13 protein-coding genes are annotated in these 22796 nt (G+C 59.9%); 8 read left to right on the forward strand and 5 right to left on the reverse strand.

The features are described from left to right. Positions 1-21 precede the first annotated feature (21 nt). The 3 genes from IPK70_05030 to tgt all read right to left on the reverse strand — a co-directional run bounded on the left by IPK70_05030 (position 22) and on the right by tgt (position 2754). Positions 22-345 (reverse strand): winged helix-turn-helix transcriptional regulator, encoded by a 324-nt coding sequence (locus IPK70_05030; GenBank protein ID MBK8226520.1) that lies wholly within the window; start codon positions 343-345, stop codon positions 22-24. 80 nt (positions 346-425) lie between these two features. Beyond that, entirely contained in the window at positions 426-1508 is a 1083-nt protein-coding gene (locus IPK70_05035) for an LptF/LptG family permease (GenBank protein ID MBK8226521.1), read from the reverse strand. Between the two features lie 115 nt (positions 1509-1623). After that, positions 1624-2754, reverse strand: a complete 1131-nt coding sequence (tgt, locus tag IPK70_05040; protein ID MBK8226522.1) for a tRNA guanosine(34) transglycosylase Tgt — start codon at positions 2752-2754, stop codon at positions 1624-1626. A gap of 147 nt (positions 2755-2901) precedes the next feature. Between tgt and IPK70_05045 the strand changes: the two genes are divergently transcribed. From IPK70_05045 to rsmG, 3 genes are all read left to right on the forward strand, one after another. Continuing rightward, positions 2902-4002: a glycosyltransferase gene (locus IPK70_05045; GenBank protein ID MBK8226523.1), complete on the forward strand. Its 1101-nt coding sequence runs from the start codon at positions 2902-2904 to the stop codon at positions 4000-4002. After that, the gene (locus tag IPK70_05050) at positions 3993-4601 is read left to right on the forward strand and encodes a sigma-70 family RNA polymerase sigma factor (protein ID MBK8226524.1); all 609 of its coding nucleotides are present in this window, start codon (positions 3993-3995) and stop codon (positions 4599-4601) included. The genes IPK70_05045 and IPK70_05050 overlap by 10 nt, the downstream gene beginning before the upstream one ends. Before the next feature lie 389 nt (positions 4602-4990). Beyond that, entirely contained in the window at positions 4991-5602 is a 612-nt protein-coding gene (rsmG, locus tag IPK70_05055; protein ID MBK8226525.1) for a 16S rRNA (guanine(527)-N(7))-methyltransferase RsmG, read from the forward strand. On the opposite strand, the gene IPK70_05060 is transcribed toward rsmG, so the two are convergent. Together IPK70_05060 and IPK70_05065 are read right to left on the reverse strand one after the other, a co-directional pair. Next, positions 5592-7412 (reverse strand): ATP-binding cassette domain-containing protein, encoded by a 1821-nt coding sequence (locus IPK70_05060; protein MBK8226526.1) that lies wholly within the window; start codon positions 7410-7412, stop codon positions 5592-5594. The two genes, rsmG and IPK70_05060, sit on opposite strands and share 11 nt — an antisense overlap. A 311-nt stretch (positions 7413-7723) precedes the next feature. Next, positions 7724-8293 carry a hypothetical protein gene (locus IPK70_05065; GenBank protein MBK8226527.1) on the reverse strand — a complete coding sequence of 190 codons (570 nt, stop codon included), beginning with the start codon at positions 8291-8293 and terminating at the stop codon, positions 7724-7726. Positions 8294-8813: 520 nt separating this feature from the next. Here IPK70_05065 and IPK70_05070 point away from each other — a divergent pair. The 5 genes from IPK70_05070 to IPK70_05090 all read left to right on the forward strand — a co-directional run bounded on the left by IPK70_05070 (position 8814) and on the right by IPK70_05090 (position 22730). Further along, on the forward strand, positions 8814-9470 hold the full coding sequence (locus IPK70_05070) for a hypothetical protein (protein MBK8226528.1): 657 nt from the start codon (positions 8814-8816) through the stop codon (positions 9468-9470). 12 nt (positions 9471-9482) lie between these two features. Beyond that, entirely contained in the window at positions 9483-9743 is a 261-nt protein-coding gene (locus tag IPK70_05075; protein MBK8226529.1) for a hypothetical protein, read from the forward strand. Between the two features lie 257 nt (positions 9744-10000). Next, positions 10001-10927, forward strand: coding sequence for a hypothetical protein (locus IPK70_05080; GenBank protein MBK8226530.1), 927 nt, complete (start codon positions 10001-10003; stop codon positions 10925-10927). Positions 10928-10953: 26 nt separating this feature from the next. Then, positions 10954-12927 carry a T9SS type A sorting domain-containing protein gene (locus IPK70_05085; GenBank protein MBK8226531.1) on the forward strand — a complete coding sequence of 658 codons (1974 nt, stop codon included), beginning with the start codon at positions 10954-10956 and terminating at the stop codon, positions 12925-12927. Beyond that, complete coding sequence (locus IPK70_05090; protein MBK8226532.1) at positions 12924-22730, forward strand: hypothetical protein; 9807 nt, start codon at positions 12924-12926, stop codon at positions 22728-22730. The genes IPK70_05085 and IPK70_05090 overlap by 4 nt, the downstream gene beginning before the upstream one ends. The last annotated feature ends 66 nt before the right edge of the window (positions 22731-22796 follow it).

A 22796-nucleotide genomic window follows, 5' to 3' on the forward strand; every position in this document is an offset into this window, starting at 1 on the left:
GCCGCGCCCGTAAAGGGTGATCTAGCAGCAGTTGTTGCTCACGCTCGTGAGCAGTTTGTCCATGCCCTTCTTCAGCGTGTTCCAGCCCTTGGGGTCGATGCAGTAGCTCACGCTGGTGCCTTCGATGGTGCCCTGGATGAGCCCGGCGTTCTTCAGCTCCCACAGGTGCTGGCTGATGGTGGCCTGCGCCAGCCCCAGTTCCTCCACGAGCGAGCCGTTCACGCAGGTGCCCCGTTTCACGAGGTATTGCAGGATGGCGATGCGCGCCGGATGGCCGAGCACCTTGGCGAGGGCGGCCATGCGGTTCTGCTCATCGGTGAAGAGGTCGGCCTTGATGAGTCCCATGGTTCGTTAATAGATCGCAATATTACGATGTACTGGCATCATCGCAATATTCCGATGAAAGGATGTGATGGGCCGTTGGCCTACTTCGGGGCCGTGCGGTAGATCCAGACCCCGATCAGCGCGTAGCCGAGGTTCGGCAGCCACACGGCCAGGAAGGGGTCCATGCCGGCGTTGGTGGCGGCCACGGTCGTGAACTGCACCACGAAGAAGTACACGAGCACGAGCATCACGCCGACGGCGATGTGGAGCCCGGTGCCGCCGCGCACCTTGCGGCTGGCGATGCCCACGCCAATGAGGGTGAAGATGTAGGTGGCGAGGGGATAAGCGGTGCGCTGGTGCTTCTCGATCAGGTAAGGGCCCACGCGGCCATCGCCCTGGCGCAGGCGGTCGGCGATGTAGGTGTTGAGCGCACCGGTGGGCATGGCCATGGCGGTCTCCACGCGCTGGCCGAGGTCGGCTGGGCGCAAGGGCAGCACGGTATCGAGCTCGAGTCCGCGCGTGAGGACATCGCCCTGTGCGCCCATCACGCGGCGCGAGTAGTTGATGGCGCGCCAATGGCCGCTGATGCTGTCGAACACGGCCCGTTCCGCGTCGAGCTTGCTGTGCAGCGCGCCGTTCTCCCAGCGCTCGAGCCCGAAGTCGTGCAGGGTGAGCGTCTCAATGGAGAAGCGCTCGCCGTAGACGATCAGCCCCGGCGCGATCTCGCGGTGCAGGTGCCGGTCCTTCACCATGAAGGCCACCACGCGAACGTAATCCTCCTCGAAAGCGAGGCGCTTCTCATTGGCCTTGGGCAGCAGCTCGTGGTTCACGTACAAGCTGAGGACGGCGATGAGCGTGGCGCCGATGGCGTAGGGCCGCATCAGGCGCGGGAAGCTCACGCCGCTGCTGAGCATGGCGATGATCTCGCTGCGGTGCGACAGGCGGCTGGTGAAGAGCAGCACGGCCAGGAAGGTGAAGAGGCCGCTGAAGCGGTTGGCATAGAACACCACGAAGTTCACGTAGTAATCGAAGGCGATGGCGTGGGCGCTGGGCTTGGTGCGCGCGAAGTCCTCGGTCTTCTCGCTCAGGTCGAAGACGATGGCCACCAGCATGATGAGCACCAGCATGAAGAAGAAGGTGCCCAGGAACTTCCGGAGGATGTAGCGGTCGAGGATGCGGAGCATGTGCTGGGCTATCGCGCAAGGGCCTGCGCACGGGCCTCGGGCCTCGGGCCGCGGGCTGGATCGCGGACAAGCCCGCGGCCCGCGGCCTGAAGCCCAACGTCGTGCTGGCGCATCATCATAGTCTCACTTTCAGGTTCGGCAACAACGCGTTCTTCCACGCGGTGAAGCTACCGTCGATGATGCGCTCGCGGGCTTCGCGCATCAGGCTGATGTAGAAGCCGAGGTTGTGCAGGCTGGCGATCTGCTGGCCCAGCATCTCGCCGCTCTGGAACAGGTGGCGGACGAAGGCGCGCGAGTAAGCGCTGTCAACCCAGCTTGTGCCGGTGGGGTCGAGCGGGCCATGGTCATCGGCCCATTGCTTGTTCTTGATGTTCACGATGCCCTCGCGGGTGAAGAGCATGCCGTTGCGGCCATTGCGCGTGGGCATCACGCAATCGAACAGGTCGATGCCGCGCGCCATGTTCTCCAGCAGGTTCCAAGGCGTGCCCACGCCCATGAGGTAGCGCGGCTTGTCCTTCGGAAGGATGCCGCAGCACAATTCGGCCATGGCGTACATCTCCTCCTCCGGCTCCCCAACGCTGAGGCCGCCGATGGCATTGCCCGCGGCGCCCTTCGCCGCGATGTACTCGCTGCTCTGCTTGCGCAGCTCGCCGATGGTGCTGCCCTGCACGATGGGGAAGAGCGCCTGCTCGTGGCCGTACTTCGGTTGCGTCTCATCCAATCGATTGATGCAGCGGTCGAGCCAGCGATGGGTCATGTGCATGCTCTTCTCAGCATAGCCGCGCTCACAGGGCCATGGCGTGCATTCATCGAAGGCCATGATGATGTCGGCCCCGATGCTGCGCTGGATGTCCATCACCCTCTCCGGCGTGAACAGGTGCGCGCTGCCGTCGATGTGGCTCTGGAACCGCACGCCTTCCTCGGTGATCTTGCGGATGTCGCTGAGGCTGTGCACCTGGAAGCCGCCGCTGTCGGTGAGGATGGGGCGGTCCCAGCCGTTGAACTTGTGCAGGCCTCCCGCATGCTCCAGCACCTCGGTCCCTGGCCTCAGGTAGAGGTGGTAGGTGTTGCTGAGCATGATGGGCGCGTCGAGGTCGTTCCTCAGCTCGCGCGGATGCACGGCCTTCACCGCGCCCAATGTTCCCACGGGCATGAAGACCGGGGTGGGGATGGCGCCGTGGGGAGTATGAAGGACTCCGGCCCGCGCAGCGGAATGCGGGTCGTTGGCGATCAGGTCGAAGTGCATCGGGTGGCCGCGAATCTAGGCTGGGGCGTCCGCTGCGCTCAGCGCGGAATCGGTGTTCATAACTGCTTTTGGCGCAGCCGTCGCACGACTAGCGCCCCCGGTAGTTTCGCCAGCGCTTGCGCCGCCTTGCTGCGGCTTCGCGATTGCATGTGGTCCATTGAATTCCAAGTGATGCTCGGCGCGCTCGTGGTGCTGCTGGCCTACCATGCGCTCATGTTCGCGCGGCTGGCCTTCGGCAAGCGCACGGCCCAGCCCGACCGTGACCTGCCCGTCAGCGTGGTGATCTGCGCCCGCAACGAGGCGCGCACGCTCGAGGAGCTGATCCCCGCACTCATGCAGCAGGACCACCGCGCCTTCGAGGTGGTGGTGGTGAACGACCGCAGCGACGATGATACCTGGGAGATCCTGCAATGGATGAAGCCCAAGTACCCGCTCCTGAAGCCCGTGAACATCCAGGCCGATGAGCGCTTCAACTACGGGAAGAAGATCGCGCTGGGCGTGGGGGTGCGCTCCGCATCGCACCCGCATGTGCTGCTCACCGACGCCGACTGCGTGCCGGCCAGCACCGATTGGATCGCGCTGATGGCCTCCGGCTTCCGCGATGGCAGGAAGATCGTGATCGGCCACAGCCCGTACGCGAAGTCGCCCGGCTTGGGCAGCGTGCTCGAGCGCTACGATGGCGCCATCAAGGCCATGCAATACCTCGGCTTCGCGCAGGCGGGCATCCCGTACATGGGGGTGGGCCGCAACCTGGGCTACGCCAGCGAGGTCTTCTTCGGCGCCAGCGGCCCCAAGCAGCACAACCACCTCATGAGCGGCGACGATGATCTCCTGATCAACGAGGTGGCGCGCCGTGGCAACACCGCCGTGGTGGCCGATCCGCGGAGCTTCATGACCACGCGGCCCACGCCCGATCTGCCCACCTGGATCCGGCGCAAGCGCAGGCACTACACCACCGCGCTGCATTACCGCTTCGGCCACCAGCTGCTGCTGATGCTGCTGCCGCTGGCGCGCATGGTCTTCTGGGCGGCCCTCGCCGTGCTGCTCGTGAGGCAGCGCTGGGTGGAGGCCGGCATCGGCATCGGCGCGCAGCTCCTGCTGCTGCAGCCCGTGGCCATGGCCGCGCTGCGCCGTTTGCAGGCCGGTGCCATCGCCTGGCTCGCCCTGCCCTTGGAATGGCTGTTCCTACTTTTGGATCCGTTGCTGTACGCCAGCACGATCCTCGTAAAGCCCAAACGATGGAAGTGAACGAGAACCTCAGTGAGAAGGCCCGGTACGATTACATCCTCGTGCGCAAGGCCGTGGACAAGGGCGACCAGAAGGCCTATGCCGAGCTGATGAGCCGCTACCGCGACAGCATCTACTTCATGCTGTTGAAGATGATCAACAACAAGGACGATGCGGAGGACCTCACCATCGAGGCCTTCGGCAAGGCCTTCATCCGGCTGAAGCAATACACGCCGAACTACGCCTTCAGCACCTGGCTCTTCAAGATCGCATCGAACAACTGCATCGACTGGATCCGGAAACAGAAGAAGAAGACCTTCTCCATCGATGCGCCCATCGGCACCGACGACGGCGACGAGATGACCATCGAGCTCAAGGGCCATGGCCCCGATCCCGCCGATGTGGCCATCCGCAACCAGAAGAACGCCGTGATGCGCGAAGTGGTGGACAAGCTGAAGCCGCGCTACAAGCAGCTGGTGGAGCTCCGCTACTACCAGGAGTACAGCTACGAGGAGATCGCGCAGGAGCTCGACCTGCCCCTCGGCACCGTGAAGGCCCAGCTCTTCCGCGCCCGCGAGTTCCTCATGGGCCTGCTCGACGCGCGCAAGGATTCGATCTGAGCATGCCGTCCTTCGCGTGTCACGCCGGAAACCGTGCGCGCTCTTCGTTCCGCACGTCACGCTGGAAGCCGTCCACGCAGGACCGTGGGTTGGCAGGCTCTCCGGCGTCACACCAAGCACCCCATCATCATGGGCGTTGAGTTGATCGCCAAGTGCTTCCCCGAGCTCACCGCCGCGTTCTGCGCGTTACGCCGGAAGCCGAGTGCGCGGGCAAGCGCGCTGGCAGGCTATCCGGCGTCACACGAATCACTCCATCATCATGGACGTTGAGTTGATCGCCAAGTACTTCCCCGAGCTCACCGCCGCGTTCTACGCGTCACGCCGGAAGCCGTGCGCGCAGGACAGTGGGTTGGCAGGCTATCCGGCGTCTCACCAAGCACCCCATCATCATGGGCGTTGAGTTGATCGCCAAGTACTTCCCCGAGCTCACCGCCCACCAGCGCGAGCTCTTCACCCGCCTCGGCCCGCTCTACGCCGATTGGAATGCCCGCGTCAACCTCATCTCGCGCAAGGACTTCGAGCACCTCTACGAGCGGCACATCCTGCACTCGCTAGGCATCGCCAAGGTGGTGCAGTTCAAGAAGGGCAGCCGGATTGTTGATCTAGGCACCGGCGGCGGTTTCCCGCTGGTTCCCCTCGCCATCCTCTTCCCGCACTGCACCTTCCACGGCATCGACGGCATCGGCAAGAAGATCATGGCCGTGAAAGGCGTGATCGAAGGACTGGGCCTCACCAATTGCACGGCCGAGCAGGTGCGCAGCGAAGACCATAAACAGCGCTACGACTTCATCGTGAGCCGCGCCGTCACCACCTTACCGGAGTTCCTGCGCATGACGAAGCACCTGGTACCAAAAGGGGAGGGGAAGCTGTACTACCTCAAGGGCGGCGAGCTCGCCGACGAGCTATTGCCTGTGAAGCAGCGCTACCGCGTGCATGCGCTGAGCGAGTTCTTCGAGGAGGAGTTCTTCGCGACCAAGAAGGTGGTGGAGGTCACGCTGTAGCGGACTCGAACTGCAGGCGGCTCAAGCTGCTGTACAAGCCGTTCGCATTCGCGATCAGCTCCTCGTGCGTGCCGCTCTCGGCCACCACGCCCTTGTCGAGCACCAGGATCCGGTCGGCATCGCGGATGGTGCTCAACCGATGCGCGATCACGAGGCTCGTGCGGCCCTTCATCAATTGCTCCAAGGCCTCCTGCACCAGGCGCTCGCTCTCGCTGTCCAATGCGCTGGTGGCCTCGTCGAGGATGAGGATTGCGGGGTCCTTCAGCACCGCGCGGGCAATGGCGATGCGCTGCCGCTGGCCGCCGCTGAGCTGGATGCCGCGCTCGCCCACGATGGTCTTGTAGCCTTCGGGGAAGGAGGCGATGAAGTCGTGCGCATTGGCCTTGCGCGCAGCCGCCTCGATCTCGGCATCGCTTGCCCCGGGCCTACCGTAAGCGATGTTCTCGCGGATGCTGCCGCCGAAGAGCAGCACCTCCTGCGGGACGATGGCCATGCGGTCGCGCAGGGCCGATAGGTCGTATCCGCGCGCGTCCTGGCCATCGATCAGCACGCGCCCGCTCACCGGATCGTAGAAGCGCAGCACCAGCGAGGCCACCGTGCTCTTGCCCGCGCCGCTGGGGCCCACCAGCGCGATGCGCTCGCCGGGCTTCGCTGTGAAGCTCACCTCACGCAGCACGGGCACATCAGCTCTGCTGGCATAATGGAAGGCCACCTGCTCGAAGGCGATGGCGCCCTTCAGTTCCAGCGCGGCCTTGCGCTCTTCCAGGGTCACCGGCTCCGCGCTCTCCTCCTGCAGGTCCATCAAGCGCTCGCTGGCTCCGATGGCCTTCAGCATGCGGTTCACCAGCTCGGGCAAGCCGCCGATGCTGGCACCGATGAACATGCTGTACAGGATGAAGGTGAAGAGCTCGCCCATGCTGATCTCACCCGCCGGCAGCATGCGCACGCCGCGCCAGATCACCAGCACGATGGCGCCGAACATGCACAGGATGATGAAGCTCACGAAGGCGCCCTGCCAGCGCGCGCCCTTCAGCGCCAGGCCGCGCGCCTCGTGCACCGCCTTGCCGTAGCGCAGCGCCTCCCAGCGCTCGTTGGCGAAGGCCTTCACGTTCTGGATGCCCTGCAGCGTCTCGTCCACGATCACGCCGGTGTCGGCGATGCGGTCCTGCACCTGCTTGCTCAATTTGGTGACGAACCTTCCGAAGAAGACCGCCACCAGCGCCACCACTGGGATGATGGCGAGCATGGTGAGCGTGAGGTCGATGCTGACCTGCGTGAGCAGCACGATGCCCGCGACCACCACGATCACCTGCCGGATCAGCTCCGCGAGGTTGGTGGTGAGCGCATCCTGCAGCATGGCGATGTCGGCGCTGATGCGGCTGTTCAGCTCGCCCACGCGGCGCTGCGCGAAGAAGGCCATGGGCAGCTTCAGCAAGTGGTCGTAGGTGTCGGTGCGCAGCCGCGCCAGCATGCCCTCGGTGATGCTGCTGAAGAGGTAGATGCGGAAGAAGCCGAAGAAGGCCTGCGCCGCGAAGACCGCCAGCAAGGTGAGCGCCACCTCGTCGATGCGCTTGAGCAATTCGGTCTGCGCGCCGGCATCGCCGCGTGCGGCATCCACCAATTGCCCCAGCAGCAGCGGGAACAGGAGCGAGAGCCCCGTGGTGACGAAGAGCAGGAGCAGTCCGCCCGCGAACGCCAGCCGGTAGGGCTTCAGGTAGCGGAACACGCGCGTGGCCTTGCGCAAGGTGGCGCGCGTGATGGTGGGGCGCGGAGCGTCGGCGAAGGCTTGTGCGGAACGGCGGGAGGCCATGGGGCGGCGAATCGCGCCAAGGAGGCGCTCGCGGCGCGCGAAGCTACTGGAAGCAAAGGCCGTGGCCTTCAAGCATGTTGTTCAGGTGCTCTTGGCCCCAGCGCTTCTTGCAATCGGCACCACCTCCTGCGCCGAGGCGCCCAGCAACCCCTGCTTCCAGCGCAACAGCCGGTTGATGGTAATCCGTGTGAGACGTGGTTGGATCGTCCTGTTCTACAAGTGGGCATGCTCGCGCCCCCCTGGAATGCAAGAGCGGGAAGTGCCGCTTGCACCTCCCGCTCAATGCGGTCCTTGTCAGCTACCGCAGCTCCTCAAGGCCTGAACGTGCGCTTGTAGTCCTCGAGGCGGTTCAACCAGCCCTTCAGGAAGACCGCGTTCTGGGTGCCCGGGGCGGCGATTGCGCGGAAGAAGCGCTCGCGTTCCGCGGTGAGGGCATCGAACAGCTTCTGCGGCGCGCAACTGTTCGCGAGCGCGATGGTCTCATTCCCGAGCCTGCCGTCCACATCGATCGGCACACCGCAATTCCGGATCGCGGTCTGCAATGACTTGGTCGCTTGCTTGCCGCCACTGCCCCAAGCCATGCCCGTAACGAAGATGGCGACGTTCTTCGATTTGAACTCGTCGCCGCGAACGCCGTTCCAGTAAAGGGTCTTGAACACGTTCCACCAATCGTCGGAGTTCATCGCGAAGAAGCGCTGGTCCTCGTTCGATCCGAACAACGACTTCCACACCTTGTAGGTAACACCCACATTGGTGTGGTAGCCTGTCTTGCCCTTATAGGGCGTGGGGCAAGGAAAGGCCGAGGCTGAATCGGCGGTCTTGTTGCTGAGGCCGCCTTCCCAGCGCTTGGTGAATGCGACGTAATCATCGATGATGGACATGGTGCTGAAGGTTCAGGGAGGTGAATGTGATGCGGAGGCTATCAGATGGGGTTCGCTTCGGAATCGATGGTGCGCTGCCCGGCCGTTCAGGATTCGCGCACCGCGCGGACGCGGAATCCCCCATTTGGGGAATACTGCCAGTGCGTGCATCCGTTGCTCATGAACGTGTCTCGTAGGGCATCAGAAGGGTGGGGGCTCCTGGGTTCGCGCAGGGCTAAATGTAGAGGCTTCGTCTTCAATCGAACGTGGATCTGCAGCTGACCCGGTAGTCAAGCCTCCCGCTACCGCCGGCGGACCATGATGACCAGACCACCTTGGCTCCCGCAGTCGCACCCGGCGATGAGTGCTTCGCCGATGCCACGGACCGCGCGATTGCCCGGCAACCGCGTGGCTACGGATCAATCAATAGCTTGCGCAGCGTCACCCGATCCGCTGCCTGCCTCCATGGTGGCGCGTGCGCGGCCTGAGGAGATACCATGTTGACAGGAGAACAGTACCCAAGCTGAATCGACCCATGCGCATGAATGTCCTTCCCGCTCGAGCACCATCCACCGCCCACCTGCCCGCTGCTCGCATCGGCCTGATGGCGCTCCTTGTCCTGTTGGCAACCGGCTGCGCCAGGATCCCCGTGCAGAGCGTAACGCTTGCCGAGGCCTTGAGGGCGGAGGGCCGGCGCATGCACCAGATGAACGCGCAACTCGTGAGCGATCTGTTCCAGGAGAAGCAGAAGGCTGCCGACGCCTTCATCTACGGCGAATACCTCCCCACCTACGTGGAGAACTTCGCGGCCAAGATGAACGATGCCGATGTGAACAAGGCGAACCTGAAAGCGATCGTGGAAGCGCTGCTCCCCGAATTGATCGCCCGGCGAGACAACATCCAGCGGGCGCTGGAAGCCCAGCGCATCAAGGTCCTGGAGGACCTCGATGCCAGTTACGCGGTGTATGATGAAGCCAGTGCCGATCTGCGCGCGCTGCTGCACTCGGCGGTGAAGGTGAACGAGGCGCGCAGCGGCTTGGTTGAAAAGGCGGTGGGCCTGAGCGGCGCACGTTTGGACCTGGATAAGCTCGGCACCACCCTCGACGCCTTCATCGCGAGGGCCGCCAAGGGTACCGAGAGCGTGCAGGGCCTCATCAACGCGTTGGACACCGACGTGAACACCATCGTGAACCCCTAGCACCAAGACCGCATGCCCGATTTCAAGAAACTGGCGCAGGACGCTGCCGCCGAGACCGATGCCCAATTCGTGAGCCGCCTCTCGGACCTCACCCGGCTCAGGTCGACCGAGCTGCAGAAGCTGCTCGATGAGGGCCTGAAGCGCGAGGACATCGCGGCCGTGCTCGATGTGGTGAAAGCCGCCGGACTCTCCAACCAGCAGAAGGCGAAGAACATCGCCGGCATCGGCAAGGGACTGGAGGTCCTGGTAGGCCTCGCCTCGAAGTTGCTGTGAGGCGATGGGCAGCCCGCGATGAATAGCCAGCGGCAGGGCCGCAGGCAGCGGAACACCAGCGTGGCCTTGCGCATTGTGGCGTGCGTTAGCGTGGGGCGCCAGCGAATGCTTTTGCGGAACGGCGGAAGGCCAAGGGGCGGGGGGCTATCCGAAGGGGTGGGCGTGACAATTCCTATAAGATAACCGTGCGGTGAGCTTGGGTTTGGTGGAACCAGCGAATAGACATAGGTTCGTCTAAGTCAAAAGCAAAGAGCAGGATGAAGAAGCCATTTACTTTCGGACTGTTCGTGGTAGCGGCTCTTGGATTGTATGGACAATCGCCTAAGCCAGTGGTTGGTGTGCAGCACGGATGGTCAAACGGGAGGTATTCCGGGTTTGAGTCCACCATCATCCGTGAGGACCTCTATCCGGACACCACGTATTTGTTCGAGCAGCTTGATGCTCGCGAACGGCGGACTTTGGGTCTGCGCCTGCTTGTGCCGGCGCTAACGCTGGTGGTAGGGAAAGAGAAGGGGGAGGGAAAACTCTTATGCTTCTGCCCAATCGATACGATTCGGGGCAGCTGGAGGTCACCATATTCTAAGGACCCTAAGTGGGCTGCGGGAATCGGTGTCGATTTGGTTGTCGACCTTCGATGGAATCGCGCCAAAGTGAGGACGTATGATTCTTGGAGTTCGGCAGACGGTGCGAACGATGCCGACTACAGGTTCACTTCGAAGGTCAATGACTTGGATTACCTGGTGTGGCTCAACTATGACTACTTGGATTTGGACATGGTTGGTCGATTGAAGTTTTGGGGGTATCACAAGAGCACTAAAGTGAAGGCTCTAGTGGATTTTGCTCAACCAGTGCAGTTTTTCGTTGACTGGGGCCTTTCGATGAATGTTCCTCTGACGAAAAATGGAATCTATTACAAGTCCAATGATGCTACGATCGGCATCGACGAGCAGGTCACTTCCAACCTGAACGATGTCATTCGACCAATGAATGGAGTCGCTTGCCTTGGCGGCCTTGGTTTTCGCATCGGAAGGTTTGACTTCACATGGCGTAATCGAGTTGGGACGCGGGATGTGTTGAAGGTGCTTGGAAACTCCTACAATTTCAGTGAGACGGACAATGAATTCAGCACGGTGAAGAAGGAGTTCCTGCTTACGGTGTACTTGGGAGGCGGAGCGAGTAATTAGTCGATGCACAGATGAGAGGTCTTGTGATGCGATCCACCATCGATAGCAGAGGTGCCTTGATGCGCATAGGTGGTTGTACAATCGCCGTGTTGTTCAGTTGCGGGCGTGTCCAAGCGCAAGCACCCGGCGGCGTTGGTGGGTTTAACGTTTGGATTCGAGGTATCCCAAGCGCTTCTGGTAGTGCTTTGCTGCTTTGGACAGGAAAGGACACGACCTGGACGATGCAGGAGTCCGCCTCTTTGCCTGAACTGTCGTCGAACTATCATCCTCTGCTGCCACTGCAGCCTTCAAGCAGGCATTTTGCCTTGGAGGACACCATTCTCAACCGGCTGAGCATTTTCTGTGTCCATCCAGGAATGACCGGTGGGGCCGAGAAGGTCGTGATGACAGTTTCTGCGAACGACACGAATTACGTGGTGCTCTCCGATGCCCAGGTGGGACGGGTGCGCGATACCGCTTTCATTGCATTGCCAGGGAACGTGGCCGGCCGCGCCCGTTTGAGCACCTATCGGCACAATGACGAGAACGCTCCGGTCGGTTCGTACGGATTGAATCTGTCTGCCACAGCTCCAGTCCCAGCCTTGCAGCAGATCGCCACGCAGGATACCCTTCTTGAGCTAATCGTTCATGGCCGTTTCCTTGCTCAGGACGAGATGAACAGGATATCGTCCTATTTGGCTGTGAAATATGGAATCACCAAGTACGAGGAGGATTACGTGGATGGTGCAGGCAATACGTTATGGAGCCAACGGAAGAACGAGAAGTTCTCGAGCAACATCTTCGGTTTGGGTCATGATTCCCTTACTCTTCTTGACCAGAGGCAAGCTACCAGCACCAACGCGCCTGGGTTCCTTGTTGCGGCGACCGGTCCGATGGAAGCCTGGAACCATGATCATGGACGGGCAATGGCAGAAGGTAGTTATCTGCTGTTTGGGGATAATGGAGCGTCAAGCTCTTGGCTTGAGCGAGAGGCTTGTCAACCGCAATTGTTAGCGAAAGAATGGCTTGTGCAGAGAACGGGCGACAGTTTGGCAACAGTTACGATACAGGTGGATCCTTCTTGGATCGAGAACTCACCCGATGCAAGCGAGAACTACTGGCTTGTCATCGATCATGGTGGACAGGGCAACTACCATCCCGACTCGGTGGCCTTTTTCCAGGCGGATCCGCCAGAACCTGAGCGACCCTTAAGCTTCAGCGATGTTGTCTTTGATGTGGATCAAAATGGTCGGGACCGCTTCAAGGTTGCTGCTGGCGGGTCGTTCATTCCGAAATTCTGGCTTCAGCCCCCATCGTGCGAGCCTTATGTCGCGGGAACAGCTCAGGTAGGTATCGAAGGTGGCGAGCCTCCTTTCGTCGTTCAGTTCGCTCAACAAGGCACTGGCTTTGAACGGACGCTGCACTTCGCCGACGACTCCATTCGGACGGTTACAGGTCTACCCCAAGGTGAGATAGTCTTGGTTTTCGCAGACGCTTCCGGGTACCATATGGAGGACCGGTTGTGGGTGGAAGCGACAGATGCCCCCGTGATACCATTGGCTCCCACCTATGCTTTATCTGCGGATGCAGCACTCGACCTCGACGCGGGCTATCATAGTGGCCAGGGGTGGTATGAATGGATGCACAATGACACGGTCATTGGAAACGGACGATTCCTGCGGGTTGATCGTACGGGTTTGATAAGCTGCACCGTGAACGTGAACGGGTGCCTTGCACGAAGGGAGACCTTGGTTAGCGTCAGCAGTTCGGATGAGCTGTTCGACCTGACAGCACGGCCCAATCCAAGTGAAGACAGGCGGTTCACGGTCCTTATCGCTACAGACGATGAATCTGACCTGACCATGGAATTGGTTTCACCAAATGGCAACGTCATGTCGACCAAGCAATTGCAAGGGTCGGCCTTCTATTCGAGCATCTTCGAGGTCGAATCACCCGGGCTGTACATGGTCCATGTAACAGGTGAACGTGGGTCGCGAACCGTCAAAGTCATTGTGCTATGAAGCGGTCTGGCATTCGGGCCTTGAAACCTGTTGCGGCATGGGCTGCGATGACGATCACGGCTGCCGTTCTGGCCACCGGGTTTAACCTGACCCTGCACCGTCCTATTGCCACTGGCCCAACTGCTGATGGCATTCTGGCCATTGCGGATTCGGTTGAGGAGATGAGGGCGGGCGCAGGCAGGCTGACCTACGAGGCGGACATCCTCAATGGACGGATCGGCAGGTTGATTCCTGGCGAGCCGGACATGGCGCACGATAATGTGTTCATCGTGCGAATTCCAGAGGCGCCCAAGGGGACTGACCTGGTTTTCCTGGAGTACACATTGAGCGGAGCAACTGACCATGACGCCATCGCCCGTGGCATTAACGCCGGCCGCGCCATCGGAGGATTGCAGATGCGCGCTGGTGCCGGGACCAGCCTGCAACGGGAGCGCGTGCTGCCGGGCTTGATCCAGGCGGGTCGCAATGAGATTCGATTTTCTGCGCATGAGCCCAGCCTCATGTCTTATCTGGTTCAGAACGTTCGCGTGGTCGTCGAACCGACGAATGCATCTTGGGTTGATGAGATCGTGATCACCAATGCATCGGATTCTGTCTTCGGAGGGCTGCGCTACGTGAAGGGGTTTCTTCATGGCCCCAACGTGGATGGTGCACTCCTTGAGGTGGGCGGCGAGACTGTCAAGGTGGACCAAGGCGCGTTCGAAGCCTTGGTTCATGTCGGAGCCCGCAAGGACCATGAGAAGGTCACGATCAGGGCCAGGCTGTTGAATGGTTCCGTCATCTCCAAGGAGGTCGCATCGCGGAAGAGCAGAAGGGAGGTGATGAGCCTGACTACGCCAGAGGAGGTTGGCATGGTATCGCAAGTCATGACTGGTGACGATGCGTTCGAGTTACGCGGACCCCATGGTGTCGTGCTTGAAGCTCCCAAGGGCTCGGTCGGATCTCCGACCACCATCACCATCAAGGAACTACGCAAGGTCGACTTGCCCCCCATGCCGCCCGATTTGGTGAATGTCACGCCAGCTGCAGGTGGTTTCCGATACCTGCCCGATGGAGTGGTGTTCAATAATGCGGTGCAGATCGGACTTCCGATTGATACTGCGCTGATACCTGATGGGTACACCGTTGCCGATGTGCGTACCTACTTCTTCGATCCTGTTCGGCGTGATTGGATCGGGGTGCAGCGTGACTCGTTGCTAGCGGGCGTGGCGGTGCTTCGGTCTTTCACCAATCACTTCACCGATTACATCAACGGCATCATCAAGGTTCCAGAATCCCCGGAAACGATGGGTTATCAGCCCACCTCGATCAAGGATTTGAAAGCCGGTGATGCGACGGCTGGCATTGCGCTCATGGTGCCGCCCGAGGCCACGCCTACGGGAACCATGTCGACCAGATTCCCGATCAAAGTGCCTCCTGGCCGACAGGGGATGCAACCTGAGTTGGCGCTCGTGTACAACAGTGAAGGCGGCCATAGCTGGTGCGGGCTTGGATGGAATCTTTCGGGTGTTTCGAGCATTTCGGTGGACACGCGATGGGGAGTTCCGCATTTCAGCACGGAGAAGGAGTCTGAGACCTATCAGCTCGACGGCGAGATGCTGAGCGGCGTTGGTCATCGCGGATGGGATACGGCACGCTATGCGCCTGGCACCACACGATTCTTTCATGCACGCGTGGAGGGTGCCTTCCGACGGATCGCGCGTAAAGGCAATGGACCAGCAGACTATTTCTTCGAAGTGACCACCAAGGATGGCACTGTTCATTACTATGGACGGGTGCCGGGCAGCCCTGGTGCAGAAGAGGCAGTATTGCGCGAAGGAGACAATGGCCCGATTGCTCGCTGGAGCATTGTCCGATCGCGCGATACGAATGGCAATACGATTGACTACGTGTACGACGTGGTTGAGCGCGATGCTGCACCTGCACAGGGAGGGAAGCAGCTATACATCCGTCGCATAGTATACACCGGTCATCAGTCGTCGGGAGCGAGCATCGCAGGGAAGTTCACGGTCGAGTTTGTAAGAGCAGGCACCGAACGGCAGGACGTAAGCATCAATGCTCGAAACGGTTTCCTGGAGGTCACCGCGCATCGGCTGGAACGCATCGTGGTCAGGTATAATGAGGAAGTGGTGCGCAGCTACGTACTCAGCTATGGGATGGGCCCGTTCCGGAAGTCGCTCTTGAAGCGGGTAACGGAGTACGACAGCCAGACCGTGGAGTTCTATCGGCATGAGTATGAGTACTTCGATGAGGTTGGCGACATGGCGAGTGGTTCCGCACCGTACTCAGATACCGTTGACGTTTGGGAGCCAATGGCGCCTGGTGCTCCTGATTCAGGGCTTTCGGGATACCTGCTGCCGGGACTCGGCGCATGGGTGCGCGATGCTCCGACGGCGATCAGCGGATCTTGGTCGGCTGGTCAGAGCTTCGGGGGAAGCTTGACCGTCGGACCTGGGAGCGGTAGCCCTCACAGCAAAATGTACAGCATCGGGGGCAACTATCACCACAGTCGGAACAAGGGCTACGGTATCCTCTCGTTGATGGATGTGAATGGGGACAATATCCCTGATCGTCTTTTCCAGGACCCGGATGCTTTGACCAGGAAGATCTGGTACCGCCCTGGTCTTATCAACGGACAGGACGGGGAATTCGGAACAGCCCTGACGATCGACTCTTCCCGCTACTTCCAGCGCAGCTCAACACGCGGACATCAAGGGGGCTTCGAAGCGCATCCGCCTTTTTCGTTCGCGGGTGTGTCGGCTTCCGGCTCTACAACGACCACGAAGGATTACATGCTGGATCGGAACGGTGATGGCCTTCCGGACCTGGTCTCTCAGGGCCGGGTGTGGTTCAATCGCCTTGAATCGGGACAGCCTGCATTCGATCCATCGAGTGAGGAGACCGAGAATCCAGTGGATGGCGGCTCGGTGCATCCAGCCATCGAGGAGATGGACCCTGAGTTGATCCAGGTCCTGCGGGAAGAGAACCCGCTTCACGATGTGGTCCGGGTTTGGACTGCGCCTTACCAGGGGCATGTGACCATTTCCGGCACCGTTCAACTGCTGCCTGATGCTTCCGAGGAAGCTGCTGATGACCTGGACCGGGATGGGGTACGTGCATGGGTGCAAAAGGGAAGTAATGATGTATTGTGGGATACGCCCATTCTTGAGAACGACTTCGACGCGCATTCCTTCCTTCTCACGAACGAATTGGTCCAGGCTGGTGATCGCATTTACTTCCGGGTAGGCTCCCGCGACCACGGCCAATACGATCAGGTCCGCTGGAACCCGTTGGTGGTTGAATACACCAGCACCGACTATCCCGATGATGTGACCGATTTCCCGTTGGATGCGAACGGCAAGGACTTGGCTCGCTTCTCCGCTCCGGATGATTTCCTGCTCACGGGCAGGCAGGCGCTGTTCACCCCTGAATTGGGCAACATTACAATCGATGGGACCTTCACCTGCCCGGAACTCACGGATGAGGTGCGCGTGCGCGTGCGCGCTACGGATGACGTCGGCTCAGTCGTATATCCCATCGAACACGTGATCCCGGCTTTCACTGACACCGTGTTGGCAACACCCTTTACCGGCTCTTTCGGCCCGATGACGGAATTGGAGTTCGAGGTTACGTCAACATCGAATGTCGATTGGCAGGCGATTGATTGGACGGCGACAGTGTCTTTAATGGCGAATGGCGACACAGGTTTATTCCAGCCTGTAGTGAGCTACGGCATGTACAATCGAATCGTAACAAGAACGGCTCCTGCCCCTTTCTCCTATGTGCAAGCCTTTCCACCGCGCCGGTTTGTGGTTGAGGATACCGCTATCATTCGCTTCACTCCATCCCTTCTATCCTCCATTGTGTTGCCTGGCACCGGAATGGTGCATTTCACTGTGAAGGTACTGGGTAGCGATACTGTAGGACGTGCTTCATGGTCCTTTGCGAATTTCGAGCTTCAAGCCATAGGGTCATCCGTTGTGGAAGTGACTGCATTTCCATTCGACACGTTGGTGGTTGAGTACCACGTCGACAATGCCATCCTTGCCGATGCGCTTGCATATCCGCTGGATGTAGTGGTCCTTGATACGCTCCAGCAGTGGACTCATCCCTCCTCAGTTGGAACCTTGGAGGGGAATGTCGATGACCGCGTCGGGGTCCACTCGGCCTTATTCGATTCCACTTTGATCTTCGGCCCACAGTATCGCTCGTGGGGCCAGTTCGCCTACCGCGCCAATGGCGATGCGCAAAACGATGGGATCAATGAGAACAACCTGGTGCTCGACGCAGCGCAGATGAATTCGGATGGTGGGCTGCTCGGTAACGTGAGCACCGATGAGCCTGGCACGACCTTGAACAGCACCAACCTTGGCAACTACGATCCTGCGAAGGCCAAGTTCATCTACATGGCACCGCGACTGGCCAACGGGTCGTACATGGGTTTCGATGACCTGACCTTCATCAAAGCGGATTCCATCAGTTCATCGCGTTTCGGAGAGGACAATCTCGCCTTCGCTCTGAGCCTGGCCCCTGATTCGAATGAGGCGCGTGTGCCCGCAAAGCGCACCGTCAGCGGCAGCGATGCGCTTTCCGCGAGCGTGAATTCGGGAGACGCCGTCGCATGGACCACAATAAGCCTTGGCTATGGGCATACCGATGGATACGAGCATACCGAAGTGGATGTGCTGGACTTGAACGGGGACCGCTATCCGGACAACGTGCGCGATACCCTTGTACAGTACACGGACCCGTCCGGCACCTTGCTGCCTTTGGTAGAGGATGTGATCGATAGCCTGACGCACGCGGCTACGAGTTCAGGGAACGGATTCACTGCTAGCGGTTCCTTCTTCCCCTCCAGGATCCCGAACCAGAAGAAGACTCCTCCGACTACGGCCCCGGTTGCCGCCGGGAAGTCCGCCTCTGCAGCCTTGGGAGCAAGTATCGGTGGCGGCATGAGCAGCAGTGGTGACGCCGTTCAGATCACCTGGCTGGATATCAACGGGGATGGTTTGCCTGATCAAGTGCGTTCCGATGATTCGGTGAGGCTCAATCTGGGATACCGATTCGCGGAGCTGGAGCGCTGGAATTATCAGGATGTACGGAAGGGCACTTCCGAGCAATGGTCCATAGATGTCGGTGCCGTTGGTCAGTTCGCGCTGAGCCGGGACAATGGCAGCATCTCCCTCGGCTTGGGTGCTACGAGAGCCGATAATTACTCGATCAAGGCTTTTCAAGACGTGAACGGCGATGGCTTGCCGGACCAGATCGGCACGTCGAATGGCCAGATCAGCAGCGTGCGCTTGAATACTGGAGATGGCTTCGTGACCATCCCTTGGGACATGGGCAATAGCGCGCTGGACAAGGGGTACGGGGATGGGACGGCCACCAACTTCGCCTTCACGGTCTGCATCAACCTGATCCTCGTTCGCTTCTGCGTGAATCCCAGCGCGTCCATCAGCCATGGCGTGAGCGGGCAGACCACGCAGTTCATGGATATGAATGGCGATGGCTACGCCGATTTCATTGAGTCCGATGACGCCGATTCGCTTGCCGTGCGCTATAGCTCCATCGGTCGCACGAACCTGCTGAAGCGCGTGAAGGGCCCATTGAATGGATCCTTCGAAGTGAGCTACAAGCTGGTGGGCAACACCTATGATCTGCCGCAAGGGAAATGGGTGATGGACAGCTTGCTCGTGCTCGATGGCACCCAGGATATTCAGAACATCGGCAGGCCGCCCATGCTTCGCACCTTCGACTACCAGAACGGCAAGTATTCCAGGCGCGAACGTGAGTTCTATGGTTTCCAAACCGTGGTGGTGCGCGAGCACGATACCCAAGCGCCGGATGCGCCGGTTTATCGCGAGACCATCCGCACGCACGACGTTGCCGGCTACTACACCAAGGGGCTTCTTCGCTCCACCGAGCTCCGCGATGCCGCCGGACAGCTTTGGAAGCGGACTGAGCATGCGTATGTGCTTCGTGGTGCCGGGGGGGGGCAGCTGCCTTCCTCCTTCAACACCACCAATGATAACGGTTGGGCGTTCCCCGCCTTGGAGCAGACGGTGGAAACCAGTTATGAGCCACCAGTGGGGGATGCCCTGCAGCGCACGTACAGCTTCGTTTATGATGCGCTCGGCAATGTGACTTCATACACCGATGCGACGAATGGCGGCTCCAGCACGGTTGTGGCTTCCATCGAATACCATCCACCGGGCAGCAATTACATCGCTGATACTCCAAGGCGGATCCTGGTTACTGCGGACTCACTGCGCCGCCATCGCGAACAGGACCGCAATGCGCAAGGGAACATCACCGCTATCCGCCAATACGTCAACGAGTCCGAATTCACCCTGCACAGCTTCACCTACGATGTCTATGGGAACATCGCGAGTATCACTCGCCCAGCGAATCATCAGGGGCAGAGCTTGCAGTTCCAATATGAGTACGATCAGGCCGTGAAGACGTATGTCAAGAGGGTCGTGGACAGTTACGGATACGACACGAAGAGTGATTACGATCCCAAGTTCGGCGAGCTCCTTTGGACTGAAGACATCAATGCGCAGCGCACCACGTACCGCTTGGATCTGCGGGGCCGGGTTGTCAAGGTTATTGGGCCACTCGAGGATCCCGATGACCCCTCAGCGTACACTATCAAAGTGGACTATTCGACCAATGCGAATCGGCCGCGCGCGAAGGTCACCCATTACAATGAGGACCATCCGGACCAGGGAATAGAGACCATTACGTATGTCGATGGTTTGGGCAGGCCCATACAGGTGAAGAAGACCGGTTACCGTACAGACGCGAATGACGCTGAGAGTCTGGAATATTTCGTGTCGCCTGCTCAACAGCTCGATGCATTCGGTAGGCTGTTGGCGCAATACCATCCGAAAACGCTATCACCGGACCCGAACGTTCTGGCGGTCGTTCATTCGGATCTCCAAGGTGCCCCGACTAAGTATGACTATGATATCCTTGATCGCCAGCGCTGGGTGGCGCTTCCCTTGGGCGATACCACGCGTTTCGATTACGCGAACGTGAACTTCGACGGCATCCGCTGTGCGATGGGAACCGTAACGGATGCCCTTGACCGCTACAAGAAGTCGTTGAAGGACGAGCGTGGCCATGAGGTGGCACGCATCGACCAAGGTCCGCAGGGCGAGATCACCACGCGCTTCGAGCACAATGGCATCGGGGAGCTGCTGCGCGTGGTGGACCACGGACAGAACGAGACCACCTACGGCTATGATCGCCTGGGCCGCAAGCTGCGCTACCAGCACCCCGATGGTGGACTGACCGAATTCGTGTATGACAAGGCCGGCAACCTGACGCGCAAGCTCACCGCCAACCTGCGTGCGCAGTATGGTGATACCAGCGGCGCCATCAAGTACACCTATGAGTACGAGCGCTTGAGGCGCATTGACTATCCGAGCAACTTCCAGAACCAGGTGGTGTACGAGTATGGTGCGCCGGGCGCCCCGCACAAACGCGCCGGCCGCATTTGGCGGCAGCTCGATGCATCAGGCGGGCAGGAATACTTCTATGGCCCCATGGGCGAGGTGGTCAAGAACATCCGCACGGTCGTCATCAGCCAGGCGCAGATCCACACCTACGTATGGCAGCAGCGCTACGACTCCTGGAACCGCGTCCAGGAGATGTGGTACCCCGATGGTGAGCGCGTGGAGTACGTGTACAACCGGGCGGGCATGCTGAAGCAGGTCTTTGGCGAGAAGCTCGGCCACCAGTACGACATCATCAAGAACATCGGCTACGATGAGTTCGAGCAGCGGGTCGTGCTGAAGCATGGCAACGACGCTGTAACGCATTATGCCTATGAGCCTGAGCGGCGCCGCCTCGAGAATCTGAACGTGCAAGTGCCCCAAGGCAATCGAACGGTGATGAACCTTTCGTACACCTATGATCGAGTTAACAACATCAAGGATCTCGTCAACGATGTGCAGCCGGACCCAGCGCACTTCGGCGGGAACATGACCTCGCATTTCTATTACGATGAGCTTTATCGGCTGACGCAGGCCCAGGGCAGCTACACCGGACAGGTGCGCACCGATGCGTACACCCTGAACATGGAGTACGACGACCTGCACAACATCGCATCAAAGCAGCAGAGCCACAGCAGCAACGTGCCGGCCACCACGCTCCTGAACCGCAACCTGGAGTACACCTATTCGGGCAGGCCGCATACGCCGGAGCGCGTTGGCAACCGGAGGTATGCCTACGATGCGAACGGCAACCTCACTGGCTGGCGCCAGGAGGACCAGACCCAACGGAACCGGGAGATGCATTGGGATGAAGAGAACCGCTTGAAGAGCCTCGCCGACGATGGTTACATGAACCTCTACACCTACGATGCCGCTGGCGAGCGCGTGCTCAAAAGCCACGGAGGCATGCAGGCCGTGGAGGTGAACGGCGCGCCCGTGGGCCTCATCAACCACACGCGCAATTGGAGCATGTATGTGAGCCCGTACATGGTGGTCACGGACCGGGGCTTCACCAAGCACTACTACGTGGAGGGCCAGCGCGTGGCCAGCCGCATCGGCAGCGGGCGTTTCTTGTTCGGCATGGAGAGCCTGCCCACGCTCATGGCAGGTGGCTGGGATTATCGGGCGCGCATCGATTCCATGCAGCAGCAGCAGAATGGGCAGCAGCAGGCACAAGGTCCGGGGCATCCCTCCTTAGGCTTGGGCAATAGTTCGCCCTTCGGTCCAGCGGCAACCACCCCGAGCTACCCTGCTGGCCAGGGCTGGCCGTCCGGCTTCCAGCAGACTGCGCCATCGCACCCCGGCACCACGCCCCCTACAGGGCAGCCGGTGACATCGGACAATGCACAGGCTGGCTACGGCTACCCGGCTGGTGGCAATGAGAGCGAGCTGAATCAGTACTTCTTCCACCCCGATCACTTGGGCAGCGCCACCTACATCACCGATCACCTGGGAGTGGTGCGCCAGCACATCGAGTACATGGCCTTCGGCGACCTCTTGCTCGAAGAGCACAGCAGCACCGATAACCTGCCTTACCTCTTCAACGGCAAGGAACTCGACAGCGAAACCGGCTTGTACTACTACGGGGCGCGGTATTACGACCCCGAAGCGGGCATGTGGGCGAGCGTGGATCCTATGGCGGAAAGGTATCCAGGAAAGAGTCCGATAGGATTTGTCTCATTCAATCCTATTAACCGAATAGATCCGGACGGAAATGCAGACATCGGTGGGGTGTGCTATGCAGTCCCTCAGTGGGATCTTCCATCGGAAAGGGACATAAGGGAATATGCGGAGATAGGCCTGCGCCGCGGTGTCCTTCAAGCTCACCGGGATAATGTGCCGCAAATCCGAGCTTGGGATGGGGTGTATCGTCCTTTCGTACCTAATCCCAGTGACTTGACAGCGGGACAACGCATGAGTCAATCAGACAACGTTTTCGATATGCTTGCGTATCCGATTCTCAATAATTTTTATCAAGCCGGTCAAGCGGTAAACGGTGTCAAACAACCGGACATCCTTAATCTTGATGGATCGAGAGCATACAGGGCTAGTGCAGAGGCTTCAATCGAGCTGATGACTTTTTTTCTTGTACCCGAGAGCAAGCTTTCTTTGGGTTTTAAGCCCTTGTCAGCATCCGGATTTAGCAGAGCATTCAAGGGTACCAGTATACCACGAATGAACCCGGCAGTTCGAGGTGAGCTCAATAGAGAGTTGAACAAGGGAATTAGGAGCTTTGATGATTGGATTTCGAATGAGGTGCTTGATCGGTCGGGCGAGATCCTTCGAGATCAGAATCTTGATTGATGAGAGCTGACAAGCCGACGCTCTTCCAATTGAAGAGCAAATGCAGTGTGCACCCCCAAAACGACA

This window comes from Flavobacteriales bacterium, from assembly GCA_016712535.1.
In the GTDB taxonomy this organism is placed as follows: Bacteria; Bacteroidota; Bacteroidia; order Flavobacteriales_F; family PHOS-HE28; genus PHOS-HE28.

What these genes read in the sequence shown, in the direction of transcription:
- IPK70_05030 (MBK8226520.1), bottom strand. Translation starts at nt 345, where the DNA reads ATGGGACTCATCAAGGCCGACCTCTTCACCGATGAGCAGAACCGCATG.
- IPK70_05035 (MBK8226521.1), bottom strand. Translation starts at nt 1,508, where the DNA reads ATGCTCCGCATCCTCGACCGCTACATCCTCCGGAAGTTCCTGGGCACC.
- tgt (MBK8226522.1), bottom strand. Translation starts at nt 2,754, where the DNA reads ATGCACTTCGACCTGATCGCCAACGACCCGCATTCCGCTGCGCGGGCC.
- IPK70_05045 (MBK8226523.1), top strand. Translation starts at nt 2,902, where the DNA reads ATGTGGTCCATTGAATTCCAAGTGATGCTCGGCGCGCTCGTGGTGCTG.
- IPK70_05050 (MBK8226524.1), top strand. Translation starts at nt 3,993, where the DNA reads ATGGAAGTGAACGAGAACCTCAGTGAGAAGGCCCGGTACGATTACATC.
- rsmG (MBK8226525.1), top strand. Translation starts at nt 4,991, where the DNA reads ATGGGCGTTGAGTTGATCGCCAAGTACTTCCCCGAGCTCACCGCCCAC.
- IPK70_05060 (MBK8226526.1), bottom strand. Translation starts at nt 7,412, where the DNA reads ATGGCCTCCCGCCGTTCCGCACAAGCCTTCGCCGACGCTCCGCGCCCC.
- IPK70_05065 (MBK8226527.1), bottom strand. Translation starts at nt 8,293, where the DNA reads ATGTCCATCATCGATGATTACGTCGCATTCACCAAGCGCTGGGAAGGC.
- IPK70_05070 (MBK8226528.1), top strand. Translation starts at nt 8,814, where the DNA reads ATGAATGTCCTTCCCGCTCGAGCACCATCCACCGCCCACCTGCCCGCT.
- IPK70_05075 (MBK8226529.1), top strand. Translation starts at nt 9,483, where the DNA reads ATGCCCGATTTCAAGAAACTGGCGCAGGACGCTGCCGCCGAGACCGAT.
- IPK70_05080 (MBK8226530.1), top strand. Translation starts at nt 10,001, where the DNA reads ATGAAGAAGCCATTTACTTTCGGACTGTTCGTGGTAGCGGCTCTTGGA.
- IPK70_05085 (MBK8226531.1), top strand. Translation starts at nt 10,954, where the DNA reads ATGCGATCCACCATCGATAGCAGAGGTGCCTTGATGCGCATAGGTGGT.
- IPK70_05090 (MBK8226532.1), top strand. Translation starts at nt 12,924, where the DNA reads ATGAAGCGGTCTGGCATTCGGGCCTTGAAACCTGTTGCGGCATGGGCT.